Raw genomic sequence first — 13212 nt, 5'->3', positions numbered from 1 at the left:
ACGATTGCTCAAAACCGGTTTGAACACTGTCGAACCAGGTTTGCTGTGAAGTTAATTTGCCAGCAGTGCAGTTATTACAGATTCTTAATAAAGGCCTCCAGCGCATTCAGGTGTTCCGAAAATGCCTGTTGCCCTTCCTGGGTTGCCGAGTAGGTGGTATTCGGCTTTCGCCCGATAAACTGCTTTTGCACAGACACATAGCCTGACTCCTCCAGCGCACGAAGGTGCGTGGCCAGGTTGCCATCGGTGAGACCAAGCAGTTCTTTTAGCGCGTTGAAACTCATAGAGTCATTGACCATCAGAACAGACATAATGCTTAGCCGCGCTTTGCTTTCAAAGGCTTTATTAAACTGAGCCAGCAGGTCGTTCTTCATGCAGTAGTGCGTTCATATTTGTAGTACATGGCAAGGCCATACACAATGTGCAGCACCCCAAACCCAAGCGCCCACGTTAATAAGTTATAACCCGGCCAGAACAGCGATAGTAGGCCTAGCACGATTTCGCAATAAGCCAGCGACTCCACATCACGAAGGGTATATTTACTGCCATTTAACAGGGCTAACCCGTAAAAAATAAGCGTTGCCGGAAATGCTAGCCAAATCAGGTCATAGTACAGCAACGCCAGGCAAAACACTCCTCCCGTTGCCAAAGGAACCACTATAGCCCAAAGTAATCGTTGAGAGGATTGGTTCCAAACACTCAATCCCTGACGCCGGGCTTTACGAACGGTGAAGTACGTTCCTGCCAACAGAGCCGATACCAATACACTAATGGCCACTAGTACAAGAAACTGCCTGACATCATGGTGGTTTCCTTCCTGTGAATTAATGCGAAAGCTGGTGAAAAAGCCCCTTTGCAAACGCATCGAAACAACAACGGCCCCAGCAAGGGCGATTACACCCGCCGATACGCCCGATAAACCACTCAGTGACAAGAATTTGGAAGAACGCTCCATTAGGCTACGGATTTCCGTCAGCGTTTGTAGGTGTTCGCGCGATTCGTGCATGGGTAAAGGTGAATAGAAATTGAGAGAATGAGTTAATCAATTAGGACAATAGGGTTACCAAGTGCCCTCCGAGGATGATCAGGCCAACGATTACCGCTGTAATGGCCAGAATTAGTACGGCACCTGACGACAAATCTTTGATGGCTTTTATTTGCGGATGCCGACCCGGCGAGACAAAGTCGCATAGTTTTTCAATAGCCGTATTGAACGCTTCTGCCGCCCAAACCAGTCCGATTTGTGTCAGGATAATGGCCCATTCTGTTCGACTCAGTTGCAAATATAAACCAGTTGCCACAACAAGCCCGGCAATCAGCAGGTGTACTTTAGCATTGTTCTCGAAACGAAACAAATCCAGAATACCCTGTCCGGCAAACCGAAAACTACGGACGACTTTGCGGAAATCAATCATTCGGCAAACATAGCATTAAAATAAGCGCACTTTGCTTGTAGGATCGTCTTCATGCTCGGCGTACCAGTAGAAGGCTACGTATAAAACAATCAAGACAAAACCGTAGGCAAGTGTTAGTTTTATACTCAAATGGTCATGGTAAGTATGGGCAATGGCTACCATCAGCGAGGAAGGGTTCGTTAGTATGTCCCAACTGTTCCACCGGCCAATACGCCCGAGGTAAATGCCAAACCCCGAAAGAAACTGACTAACTACCAGCAGCCCCCAGAGTTGCCATTTTTCCAGTACTGGTTTAAGCATACGATGGACAATCAGAATGGAGTATAAGCCTACCAGCAAGCCCGTTAGCGCAAACATGAACAGCGTCATTGTATCAAACCAGATGAGCGGCATGTCGATATGTTTAATATGCGACAAGTCGGTAATGATGTAAGGGGCATTCGGGAAAAAGACTAGCCACGTTAGCAGGCCGCCGATCAATAACCAGCTACTTCGAAACTGTGATGCTCGTAAATCTCGAAGAACAAGAACAACACCGAGTGGAAACCAGGCTAGAAACAGATTCCAGGCAAGCATCTCGAAAAACCACCAGTTGCCTGTGAGTAGCCCGCGGACTGTTACCAGACTTAACCCGGCTACGGTTAGCAGGGTGAGTGCCCGGAGGCCTTTCCCCGGTTTCGCATCTCGGGTTAGGGGTAACCCAGCACTATAGGTAGAAGCGTATTGAGTTTGCATTTATAAAAGTACTTTGTTTTGCAAAGTAAACTCTTAAAAAGAATGCCAGTCAAGGAAACTGGCAAAAATATTTCTATCGGTTCAAAATGGCCTCAATTTGCTTTCCGCCTTTTTTACTAGTTTTACCCGAAGCAACGATAGTGATTTATAGCCTTCTGAATGAATTTTAATCAATTAGCTCCCCGCCGTCAGGAACAACTGATGGCATTTGACCGGCTGCTGACCATCATGGATGAACTGCGTGCGCAGTGTCCCTGGGATCGGAAACAAACCATGGACAGCCTGCGCCACCTCACCATTGAAGAAACCTACGAACTCTCCGACGCTATTCTGGAAAAAGACCTTCCCGAAATTCGGAAAGAGCTGGGCGACATTCAATTGCATCTGGTTTTCTACGCGAAGATTGCGTCTGAGACGGGTACCGAATCGTCGGACCGCAGTGCGACTGACCGCTTCGATATGGCCGACGTCCTGAATGGGGTTTGTGATAAACTCATTAGCCGCCATCCGCACATTTATGGAGATGTAGTGGCCGATACCGAGGAACAGGTAAAAGCCAATTGGGAACAGCTTAAACTTAAAGAAGGTAACAAGTCAGTGTTGGGTGGCGTGCCGGGGTCATTGCCTGCTTTGGTAAAGGCTATGCGCATTCAGGAAAAGGCGCGGGGAGCCGGTTTCGATTGGGACGAAAAGCAACAGGTTTGGGAGAAAGTAGAGGAGGAGATGCAGGAGTTCAAAGCCGAATTCAATGCCGAAGCGAATGAAACCATCAATCACGAACGGGCTGAAGGAGAGTTTGGCGATCTACTTTTCTCTCTGGTCAATTATGCCCGTTTCATTGATATTAACCCCGAAACCGCTCTTGAACGTACCAACAAAAAGTTTATCAAACGCTTCCAGTACCTCGAAGAGCAAGCCCGCGCCAATGGCAAAACACTGAACGAGATGACACTAGCCGAAATGGACGTTTACTGGAATGAAGCCAAGAAAGATATATAATGTATTTTGCTGCCCCATACATTCTACTTTCTAAAGCAGACCTAAACTATGCGTATAGCCTTTATTACTGACATGCACCTCGGTGCCGAGGGCGAAAATCCACAGGGCGTTGATGTTCGGCAGAATTTTTTGAACGCACTGGATTTTCTGACAGAATTGAAACCGAATTGCTTAGTACTAGGCGGAGATCTGTCCAATACGAAAGTTGATCGGTCAATCTATGAGTGGATTAGAAAACAGGTCGATGAACTCCCCATACCCTACTATGTTATTGCCGGAAATCATGATGACCCGGCTATCATAGCCGATGTGTTTCATAAAGCGCATGATTTGAATGACAATGAATTATACTATGCGTTGCCGCTGGAGGGTCGTCCGGTTTTATTCTTAGATTCGTCGAAAGGTGAATTTTCTACAGCGCAGTGGGCCTGGCTGCGGGATTATTTAGTGGCCCTGCGCGACACTAATGTGCTGATTATGATGCATCATCCGCCCTTGCCTGCCGATGTTGAATTTATGGATACGAAGTACCCGTTCCGGCAAAGTGATGAATTCATTGAATTAGTGCGCGAATTACCCTGCCACGTTACGGTAGTTTGCGGGCATTATCACGTCGAAAAAGTTGTGCAGCGTGGTAATCTGCTGGTATTACTTTCGCCCTCAACGTTCTATCAGATGAAGCAGGATACGCCCGGATTTGCCATCGACAATTACCGCGTTGGTATCCGCGAAGTTAACCTCAGTACACACGGCACGACCAGCGCAGTGCACTATTTGGCTATATGATATAGGAGGTATAGTCTTACCTCCTATATCATATAGCACTTCACCGTGCCGAATAGTTCGGCGCTTCTTTCTGGATAGATATATCGTGGGGATGGCTCTCGCGTGAACCCGCCGTGGTAATTTTAACAAACTTAGCTTGCTGCAAGGCGGGGATGTCAATGGCACCACAGTAGCCCATGCCTGCTTTTAAACCACCAACCATCTGGTAAACGATTTCCGAAACTTTGCCTTTGAAAGGTACTCGCCCAACAATGCCTTCGGGTACGAGTTTCTTGATGTCGTCTTCTGCATCCTGGAAATAACGGTCCTTAGAACCATCTTCCATCGCTTCAACAGATCCCATACCCCGGTATGTTTTAAACCGCCGACCTTCGTACAGCACCACTTCGCCAGGAGCCTCTTCGGTTCCAGCCAGGAGTGAGCCGATCATAACGGTACTGGCACCACCGGCGAGGGCCTTTGTAATATCACCCGAGAAACGAATACCACCATCGGCAATCACCGGAACACCTGTTCCCTGAAGGGCTTTTGCTGCTTCGTAAACCGCTGTTAATTGGGGCATGCCAATACCGGCAATGATACGTGTGGTACAGATACTGCCTGGGCCTACACCCACTTTTACCGCATCGGCACCTGCATCGGCCAGAGCTTTCGCTCCTTCGCCCGTTGCCACGTTACCGGCCATGACCTCTAATTTAGGAAACTGATCTTTGATGCTCCGAACAGCATCCAGAACGCCCTTCGAGTGTCCATGTGCGGTATCAACGCTGATCACATCGACACCCGCTTTTACAAGCGCTTCAATACGCCGGGTAAGGTCATAGGTAACACCTACAGCAGCCCCAACACGCAGCCGACCTAACTCGTCTTTACAAGCGTTAGGGTGGCTCTTTTTCTTGAGAATATCTTTATAGGTAATCAGCCCAACTAAGTGGTAATCATTATTAACGATTGGCAATTTCTCGATGCGATACTGTTGCAGAATACTCTCAGCCTCTTCGAGCGTCAGCCCTTCCCGTGCGGTAATGAGTTTTTCGCGGGTCATAATGCCCGTAACTGGCTGCGAAAGGTCGCTTTGGAAACGTAGGTCACGGTTGGTCAGAATACCGACCAATTTGCCCGATTCGTCAACGACCGGAATACCACCAATTTTAAACTCGCGCATGATTTTGAGCGCATCGCTTAGGGTAGCCGTTTCCAGTAGTGTGATCGGATCAATGATCATCCCACTTTCTGAGCGCTTCACCTTGCGGACCTGATCGGCCTGGGCTTCTACGCTCATATTTTTGTGAATGATGCCAATACCGCCTTCCTGGGCCATCGCAATGGCCAGAGCCGATTCGGTAACAGTGTCCATGGCCGCTGAAATAAGCGGGATGTTCAGGCGAATGTTGCGGGTAAGCTGGGTGACGGTTTGCGTATCGCGTGGGAGAACTTCCGAGTAGGCAGGAAGGAGCAGTACATCGTCGTAGGTAAGAGCCTCGTAAAGAAACTTACTGGTATCTAAGCTCATGAGCAAATAGCAGGTTGTGTTATTTGCCGGACAAAGCTACGAAAAAACTTTGACTTTCAGATACTAAATTTGCTAGCGACCTCCATAGGCTTTATTAGCCATCGTTTATTCGCCAGGTTTTGATCTACAGAGCAGAAATAAAGACGTACTCCCATAAAAAACCTTATCCCAAATGGTATAGTTGTCGCTACTGCTTACTGTATATTCGCTTTTCCTCTTTCTAACTTAAGTTTCTCTATTCCAGAACTACTATGAAAAAAGTTAGTTTTCTAATCGCCCTGATTGGGGTAGTAGCTGGCTGCAAGCCCGCAGTTGATGTTGACCTTGCCAGGTTAGTAGAAGGTGTTTATCAGCTAAATGAATATAGTTCACCAACCCGACTTGATGTCCTGCCCAGTGGTACCCTACTTGTTACCAGACTGGATAATGAGCATGTGCGTATTCAAGCTATTGGGTTAACGGGTAAAACCAAAATAGCTTATACGCTGCCCAAAGTCCTGGTAATCAATGTGAATCGGACAACCAATGCGTTGTCAGTGAAAGGCAAGGATGTGGGACAGGTAGTGGATGATGGCGCAAGTCGATTTGTAACGATAATGCCTAGTTCAAAAATAAAATTAAGCGCAATGGTATTTTAAACGGTTGTCATTTTCGCGCTGTTTGGGCCACTGTCTGGACAAATCGATTTAGTCGAAGTTTTAGTATTGTTGACGGAAATAAACTCTTTGGCTTAATGAGCTATTGGACAAATTTGGGTTTTAGTTGTAACTTTTGTTAGTGTATTTGGCTTTTTGGTAACAACCCTATTTCTTCGGATCGTTCATACCTTTTCCTGTGTAATTGGAGTATCCCTATTGGCAATCGCCAGTGGGGATTTTTTGTTACATTTCAGTTGTAGCCGAATCCTCCTCACGATGCTGGTTTACCAAGTATTCGTGTTAAAGCGCGATGTAGTTTAGCCCATATAATAATCCAACTAGTTTACTGGCGATTTGCTGAAGGGAGGCTGTTTTGTATGCGTCTGCGCCTTTTTGGTTAAAATTTTATTAGAATAAGGGCCTTTGATAATCCATTTATCATCCTGGTCGTTTTAATAGAAAAACCTTTACCCATATGAGCAACTCGAAATCACGCTTGTTTTTCTTCCCTAACCGCTTCTGTAGTACAATTCCAGTTAGTACCACTGGCTCACTATGGGTGGGTTATGGTGGCTTTCATTATACCGCCTGTAGTTTTTTGCTGACCAAGCTTGATCCTGGTCTGGGTGTTCGAACGCTCCGCGCTGCTTGCCAGTTTATTCCAGTGGGATTTTATTATGTTACCACTCACTATCCATCCCGACACCTTCGCTCCCGACTACGCAAGTGGATACGAATTGATGACTCGCTACTGGTTTCTAATTTCAGGTCCCATTTCCACAAATGGGCTGCCTAATGATCATTGTTGAAATTTGAATCTGGTTTACTCATGAGGTTTTGTGACTTTTCCTGAAATTTATTTTCTAAGGAAAAGTTAGTTCGTAATGGCGATTGTTCTCATGAAAATCAACAAAAAGTCATTCCCCATCCCTGGCCCCTGGACGCTGGTATTTATTATTTCTGGCTGGCTGTTCTGGCTAGCGATTGAGGCCATCTGGCGGTTATTTTAAGGGCTTAGTAGCTCTTGATAGGTACGCATGGCGGCCATAATTCCTGTGTACTCAAGAAAAGAAAGTAAAAGGTTATTGACCATAGCCTAGAAGCGTGCTTTATACCAGGCATCTGGCGGTTCATTAACTGGCCTACTCCCTGAATACGTATAGCCCTCCAGGAGTCTATATAAGTCTATCCTCACTCTAGCTTAATACTAATTGTCCTCCCAGATGTGCCAACACTAAACTGGCAGTCTTTAAATTTGGGTGCTGACAGACGGGGCCGAAAATTATTACTGAAACCGTAGGGTTCTTTAGGCATACCGAAAATCCGCTTGTCTAGTATGCCGTTCCCGTTTTCATCGTGAAAAACTGCAACTGCGTACTCTCCTGGCTCAATCGAAAATATTGTTTGAGCATTACTTCCCTTAATGTCTGCCTTTTTGCCCTCCACGGGGTTTCCTTCCGGAAAACCGCTGTCAGGTTTAAATAACGCAATATAGACGGAGCCTTTTTGCGATCGGATATTCTGAATATCAATCGTTAAACTAGTTTTGGGCGACGAAGCTACAGGACTAATACTGGATGAAAGGAAACTGATAAGTGAAACCAAAAAGAGCATAGACAGAGTGTTTTTCTAAAAACGGATTTATCTTGCAGTTATGATAACCCAGCCGTCCCCCCCGCCTAAACGATGGATCTCCAAACCGTTCCCTGATTCAGACGATCAGCAGCTGGCTATTCAATCGTTAACGCAGTCGTTGGGCATCAGTCCATTTCTGGCAGCTTTGCTGGTCCAGCGTGGGGTAACAACCTACAATGAAGCGCGGGTGTTTTTTAGGCCCGAAATTAGCCATTTGCACAATCCGTTCGACATGAAGGACATGGATCGGGCTATTATGCGTCTTCAAATGGCTATGCTACCCGAACGGGAGGAAAAAATCCTGATCTATGGCGACTACGATGTAGATGGTACGACTTCCGTAGCCCTGGTCTATAGCTTTCTGAAAAATTATCACTCAAAAATAGATTATTATATCCCTGATCGCTATAAAGAAGGCTATGGGATTTCGCGACAAGGTATTGAGTGGGCCGCCGAAAATGGGTTTTCGTTAATTATTGCGCTTGACTGTGGCATTAAATCCATTGAAAGGGTAGCAGAAGCCAAAGCCCTCGGTGTCGATTTTATTATTTGTGACCACCACCGCCCAGGTGATGAATTGCCGGATGCCGCAGCCGTGCTGGACCCTAAGCGCGATGATTGTGTGTACCCCTATAAGGAATTGAGTGGTTGCGGGGTGGGGTTCAAATTGCTTCAGGCATTTTGTATGCATAAAGGCATTGAGCTGGATATCCTTTATCCATGCCTCGATTTAGTGGCCATCAGCATCGCATCGGATATTGTACCACTTACAGGAGAGAACCGTGTTTTGGCCTACTATGGCTTAAAATATCTTAACTCGGCACCTCGCACGGGTGTAAAAGCGTTAATCAAAATAGCGGGCTTTTCGCGGGAACTGGACATTACAAATCTGGTCTTCGGCTTGGGACCACGGATCAATGCTGCTGGGCGTATTCAACATGCAAAAGCCGCGGTGCAACTACTCCTGGCCGAATCGGAAGAGGAAGCCGACGAATTTGCCATGGCTATTAACAAACATAATAATAGCCGACGCGAGTTTGATAGTAGTATTACTGAACAGGCCTTGGCTATGATTCGGGAAAGTGACGTACTGACGCACGCTAAAAGTACAGTTTTGTACGATGCCAGTTGGCATAAAGGCGTTATTGGTATTGTAGCCTCTCGTTGCATCGAGCATTTCCATCGACCAACAATTATTCTGACACAGTCCAATAATAAGGCGGCTGGGTCGGCACGGTCGGTACCTGGGTTTGATGTGTATGAGGCCATTGAAGCTTGTTCTGATTTGCTGGAGCAGTTTGGAGGTCATACGTTTGCCGCTGGAATGACAATGCCTGTCGACAACATTGACGCGTTTCGACGAAAGTTTGAAGAGGTTGTATCTCGTACCATCAAGGAGGAACATCTGACTCCCCTGATCGACATCGACCTTCCATTGGACTTTAGCGAGATCAATGATAAACTCGTTCGGATTGTGAAACAAATGGGTCCCTTTGGCCCTCACAATCTACAGCCAACATTTATGTCCGACGATGTATATCTGGTTGGCGAACCAATTATTATGAAGGATAAACACTTGAAAATGAGTGTTAAACAAGGTAGGTCTGGGCATACATTAACAGCCATTGGCTTCGGGTATGCGCATCTTGCGGATCAGATTCGAGTGGGCAAACCCTTCTCGATCTGTTATCAGGTAGAACAGAATTTTTATAACGGAAATGTGTCTTTGCAGTTAATGCTCAATGATTTGAAATGTAGTTAATGAGTCGGTAAGCGAGTAAGTCGATAAGTCAGTAAGTGGCTGACGCGAAAACAGTACACATGCGTCAGCCACTTACTGACTTATCGACTTACTCGCTTACTCACTAACTTATCATGATTCTTAGAACAGAAAATTTAATCAAGAAATACGGGTCGCGGTTAGTCAACAACAACGTGTCGTATCAGGTAGAAACCGGCGAAATTGTGGGGCTACTTGGCCCAAATGGTGCGGGAAAAACCACCTCATTTTATATGGCAGTTGGTCTGGTAAAGCCGAACAGTGGAAAGGTTTTTATCGATGATTTAGACGTTACTGCCTTGCCTATGTACAAACGGGCGCGACTTGGGCTTGGTTATCTGGCGCAGGAAGCCTCCGTTTTTCGCGATCTGAGTGTTGAAGAAAATGTGCTGGCGGTTCTTGAAATGACCTCTATACCCAAGAAGCAACAAAAGGAAAAAGTAGAAGAACTGCTGGAGGAGTTCAGCCTGACGCACGTTCGGAAGAGCAAAGGTAAAGTGCTTTCGGGAGGTGAACGCCGACGAACGGAGATTGCACGGGCGCTGGCTGTTGACCCTAAATTTATTCTCCTGGACGAACCTTTTGCGGGTGTCGATCCCATTGCTGTTGAGGATATTCAGAGCATTGTTGCTAAGCTAAAACATCGTAACATCGGTATCCTGATTACCGACCATAACGTGAATGAAACGCTCTCCATCACCGACCGGGCGTACCTGCTTTTCGAAGGAAAAATCCTGAAACAGGGTACCGCTGAAGAGCTAGCCAACGACGAACAGGTTCGACGAGTGTACCTGGGGCAGCATTTTGAGCTGAAGCGGAAGGTATAGGTACGGATAAATTACCCCAGCACTTCCCTCAACACCGGTAACGATTTCACTTCTCCCACCGAATCAATATGGATTTGGTAGTAGGCTACCAGCGCATCGAGCAATTCATTGCGGGCTGATCGATGCAGTTTAATGGGCGTTCCGAGCGGTTGACGCAGCATGATATTTAAAGCCGTTTCCATTTCGTTATCGGGCAGGAATGGATAGGAGTTTTCGCGAAGTTGATCCTCGAACTCGCGGGCCGATTCGGGGCCGAAACCCAGGAAGAACGATAGCTTGAGCAGAAAGGCTAGGTGGAAATTTTCGTAATTTGTGTGGGCTTCCTCCAGAAATAATACAGAATCGACCAGAAACCGGAAGAGAACTGGGCTGCTTGCTTCTTCTTTCAACACTTTGTTCAGCATCTCCGTCACAAACATGGCGATCGTTGACTTTGCTACTTCGAACGGCAGGCTCTGAAACGGATAGCTGGTTTTAACCTCCGACAGCCGGTGCAGGTCGCGGTCGTGTTTGTTATAAACAACCATGTCCAGCAACGTCAGTGGCTGAAACAAGGCTATTCTGTTGTTCTTACTTCGGGCCGTTCGGACGCTGTTGACAATGTAACTTTGCAAACCGAACTCTTCGGTGTAGATGCGGGCGATAATAGACGTTTCGCGGTAACGAAGGTAACTGAGGGCAAGGCCCCGGGTTTTTTGCAGCATTTCCTGGAAAGCAGTAAACTATCTAAGATAACGCTTTTTAGTGTAAAAAGTCGCCTTCGTGCACTATAATTGCTGACAAATTCGCCTTCCATGAAACTTTACAAAACCCGCTTCGGCATTGTTGCTGACTATCAAAATCAATTTTATTCCATTCCTGCCGCTGATTGGGACGAATTGGTCAATCGAGATGATTTGCATGATTTTTTAGTAACTACAACGGCAATTACCCCGCCATCGGATGAGGCCGAAGCCTGGACTAAATCCAGCGTACTGGCTCCCATTGGTCGTCAGGAAGTGTGGGCATCGGGGGTTACCTACCTGCGTAGCCGAAACGCGCGTATGGAAGAGTCAAAAAAATCAGGGGGCGATAACTTTTATGACCGCGTTTACGATGCCGAACGGCCCGAGTTGTTCTTCAAAGCCACGCCGGAGCGCGTTGTTGGGCCAGGCGCTAACGTTCGTATTCGGGCAGACTCAACCTGGAATGTACCCGAGCCAGAATTGACCCTGTTTATTACATCGACGGGTAAAATAGTTGGCTATACCTGCGGTAACGACATGAGTTCGCGGAGTATTGAGGGTGAGAATCCGTTGTATTTGCCACAAGCCAAAAGCTACGATGGTAGTGCAGCCCTTGGCCCCTGCCTCTATGTTCCTAAAACACCTATTGCGCCCGAAACACAGATTCGACTGGAAATCATTCGGGATGATCAGGCCGTTTTTACGAATAACATCGCTATTGATCAAATGAAACGACAGCATACGGAACTGGTCTCGTTTCTGTTTCGTGAGTGTTCCTTCGCCAACGGATGTTATCTGATGACGGGTACAGGTATTGTGCCTCCCGATAGTTTTACGCTTCGCTCCGGCGACGAAATCAGTATTAGCATCGAAGGAATCGGAACGCTAACGAATGTAGTAGGGTAGGTTAACCAGTTTTTAACCGCAAAGGGCGCAAAGGTTATCGCAAAGAACGCAAAGTTTTTCCTTACGTGCCTTGCGTTTTCTTTGCGCCCTTTGCGTTTAAAAACTGGTTAAGAAACCACCCGAATTTTCGCTTTCACCTCCGCCACCTTCTCTCGCAATGCATCCAGCGAATCGTCCATGACTGTTACGTGGCCCATTTTGCGGAAGGGTTTGGTGATGGCTTTGCCGTAGAAAAATGGGAATACCCCTGGCATAGCCAGCAGGTTTTCTAAGCCTTCATAAACAGCTGGCCCGGTATGACCATCCTCACCGAGGAGGTTTACCATAGCAGCAGGTTGATAGGCTGACGTATCGCCAAGCGGATAGTTAAGGATGGCCCGCCAGTGCTGTTCAAACTGCGAAGTTAAATTGGCACGTATGGTCTGGTGACCACTATTATGCGGGCGCGGAGCTACTTCGTTAATCAACACATTTCCAGACTTATCCAGGAATAATTCTACTGCCAGTAAACCCACAATACCAAAGGCATCAGCGGTTTTACGGGCAATATCCTGCGCTTGTTGATTAATTTCAGGCGAAATTTCAGCAGGGGCAAAGAGGTATTCAACCAGATTTAGTTCTGGGTGAAAAACCATCTCGACGGTTGGAAAGGTCTGTACCTCACCTTGCTCATTTCGGGCAACAATGACGGCTAATTCTTTCTCGAAATCAACGGCTTTTTCCAGGACACCGGGAGCGTCGAAGGCTTTTCCAACATCGGCAACTGTTGCAATACGCTGCACACCACGACCATCGTATCCATCGCGACCGAGTTTATGGAAAGCAGGAAAAAAGTCGGGCTGATGAATTTCTAATAAGGCGACATCCGCCCGATTTTCGGTCAGAATAAAATCGGCAGTGGGTAGGTTATGGTCGCGGTAAAATTGTTTCTGTAGTCGTTTGTCCTGGATAATCCGAATGACCGATGGTTGTGGAAAAACACGTTTTCCTTCGCGTTCAAGCGCTTCGAGTGCTTCTACATTAACGCGCTCAATTTCAATTGTCAGCACATCGACCGACTGCCCAAATTGATACACCGTATCGTAATCAATTAATGAGCCTTGAGTAAATTGAGTGCAGAGATGCCGACAAGGTGCTTCGGCATCGGGGTCAAGAATATGAACGCGGAGATTCCAGTCAATTGCGGCTTGCAAGAGCATCAGGCCAAGCTGGCCCCCGCCGAGAATACCAATAGTAGGTGTCACGTGTTGGTG

General features: G+C 46.9%; 15 protein-coding genes. 7 read left to right on the top strand and 8 right to left on the bottom strand.

Going from position 1 to position 13212, the window contains the following annotated elements; translation table 11 throughout:
• Window positions 1-74 precede the first annotated feature (74 nt).
• From ACYVGO_RS21815 to ACYVGO_RS21800, 4 genes are read right to left on the bottom strand one after another with little or no spacing between them, the layout of a single operon-like run.
• On the bottom strand, window positions 75-374 hold the full coding sequence (locus ACYVGO_RS21815) for a winged helix-turn-helix domain-containing protein (RefSeq protein WP_460971084.1): 300 nt from the start codon (window positions 372-374) through the stop codon (window positions 75-77).
• Complete coding sequence (locus ACYVGO_RS21810) at window positions 371-1006, bottom strand: hypothetical protein (RefSeq protein ID WP_142771984.1); 636 nt, start codon at window positions 1004-1006, stop codon at window positions 371-373. Before ACYVGO_RS21810 ends, ACYVGO_RS21815 begins: the two co-directional genes overlap by 4 nt.
• A 40-nt stretch (window positions 1007-1046) precedes the next feature.
• The gene (locus ACYVGO_RS21805) at window positions 1047-1415 is read right to left on the bottom strand and encodes a diacylglycerol kinase family protein (RefSeq protein WP_460971083.1); all 369 of its coding nucleotides are present in this window, start codon (window positions 1413-1415) and stop codon (window positions 1047-1049) included.
• Between the two features lie 15 nt (window positions 1416-1430).
• On the bottom strand, window positions 1431-2150 hold the full coding sequence (locus tag ACYVGO_RS21800) for a DUF1361 domain-containing protein (protein WP_460971082.1): 720 nt from the start codon (window positions 2148-2150) through the stop codon (window positions 1431-1433).
• Window positions 2151-2309: 159 nt separating this feature from the next.
• Between ACYVGO_RS21800 and mazG the strand changes: the two genes are divergently transcribed.
• Entirely contained in the window at window positions 2310-3149 is an 840-nt protein-coding gene (mazG, locus tag ACYVGO_RS21795; protein WP_460971080.1) for a nucleoside triphosphate pyrophosphohydrolase, read from the top strand.
• A gap of 48 nt (window positions 3150-3197) precedes the next feature.
• Window positions 3198-3935: a metallophosphoesterase family protein gene (locus ACYVGO_RS21790; protein ID WP_460971079.1), complete on the top strand. Its 738-nt coding sequence runs from the start codon at window positions 3198-3200 to the stop codon at window positions 3933-3935.
• 40 nt (window positions 3936-3975) lie between these two features.
• On the opposite strand, the gene guaB is transcribed toward ACYVGO_RS21790, so the two are convergent.
• A complete protein-coding gene (gene guaB / locus ACYVGO_RS21785; RefSeq protein WP_460971078.1) occupies window positions 3976-5448 on the bottom strand; it encodes an IMP dehydrogenase in 1473 nt (490 codons plus the stop codon).
• A 251-nt stretch (window positions 5449-5699) separates the two neighbouring features.
• Between guaB and ACYVGO_RS21780 the strand changes: the two genes are divergently transcribed.
• A complete protein-coding gene (locus ACYVGO_RS21780; RefSeq protein ID WP_460971077.1) occupies window positions 5700-6086 on the top strand; it encodes a hypothetical protein in 387 nt (128 codons plus the stop codon).
• Window positions 6087-6561: 475 nt separating this feature from the next.
• Window positions 6562-6882 carry a hypothetical protein gene (locus tag ACYVGO_RS21775; protein WP_460971076.1) on the top strand — a complete coding sequence of 107 codons (321 nt, stop codon included), beginning with the start codon at window positions 6562-6564 and terminating at the stop codon, window positions 6880-6882.
• A 395-nt stretch (window positions 6883-7277) separates the two neighbouring features.
• Here the strand turns inward: ACYVGO_RS21775 and ACYVGO_RS21770 are convergent, their stop codons facing one another.
• Window positions 7278-7700 carry a DUF2141 domain-containing protein gene (locus ACYVGO_RS21770; RefSeq protein WP_460971075.1) on the bottom strand — a complete coding sequence of 141 codons (423 nt, stop codon included), beginning with the start codon at window positions 7698-7700 and terminating at the stop codon, window positions 7278-7280.
• A gap of 40 nt (window positions 7701-7740) precedes the next feature.
• Between ACYVGO_RS21770 and recJ the strand changes: the two genes are divergently transcribed.
• Entirely contained in the window at window positions 7741-9483 is a 1743-nt protein-coding gene (recJ, locus tag ACYVGO_RS21765; RefSeq protein ID WP_460971074.1) for a single-stranded-DNA-specific exonuclease RecJ, read from the top strand.
• Between the two features lie 113 nt (window positions 9484-9596).
• Window positions 9597-10328, top strand: a complete 732-nt coding sequence (lptB, locus tag ACYVGO_RS21760) for an LPS export ABC transporter ATP-binding protein (protein ID WP_142776667.1) — start codon at window positions 9597-9599, stop codon at window positions 10326-10328.
• A gap of 11 nt (window positions 10329-10339) precedes the next feature.
• On the opposite strand, the gene recO is transcribed toward lptB, so the two are convergent.
• Entirely contained in the window at window positions 10340-11032 is a 693-nt protein-coding gene (recO, locus tag ACYVGO_RS21755; protein WP_142771994.1) for a DNA repair protein RecO, read from the bottom strand.
• Between the two features lie 90 nt (window positions 11033-11122).
• Here recO and ACYVGO_RS21750 point away from each other — a divergent pair, with 90 nt between their 5' ends.
• The gene (locus tag ACYVGO_RS21750; protein WP_142771995.1) at window positions 11123-11959 is read left to right on the top strand and encodes a fumarylacetoacetate hydrolase family protein; all 837 of its coding nucleotides are present in this window, start codon (window positions 11123-11125) and stop codon (window positions 11957-11959) included.
• A 107-nt stretch (window positions 11960-12066) separates the two neighbouring features.
• On the opposite strand, the gene ACYVGO_RS21745 is transcribed toward ACYVGO_RS21750, so the two are convergent.
• A complete protein-coding gene (locus ACYVGO_RS21745) occupies window positions 12067-13203 on the bottom strand; it encodes a 5-(carboxyamino)imidazole ribonucleotide synthase (protein WP_460971073.1) in 1137 nt (378 codons plus the stop codon).
• Window positions 13204-13212 lie beyond the last annotated feature (9 nt).

Source organism: Spirosoma migulaei (assembly GCF_054776855.1).
Note: the sequence above shows the minus strand (reverse complement) of the source record. Positions and strands in the feature narration are given on the sequence as shown.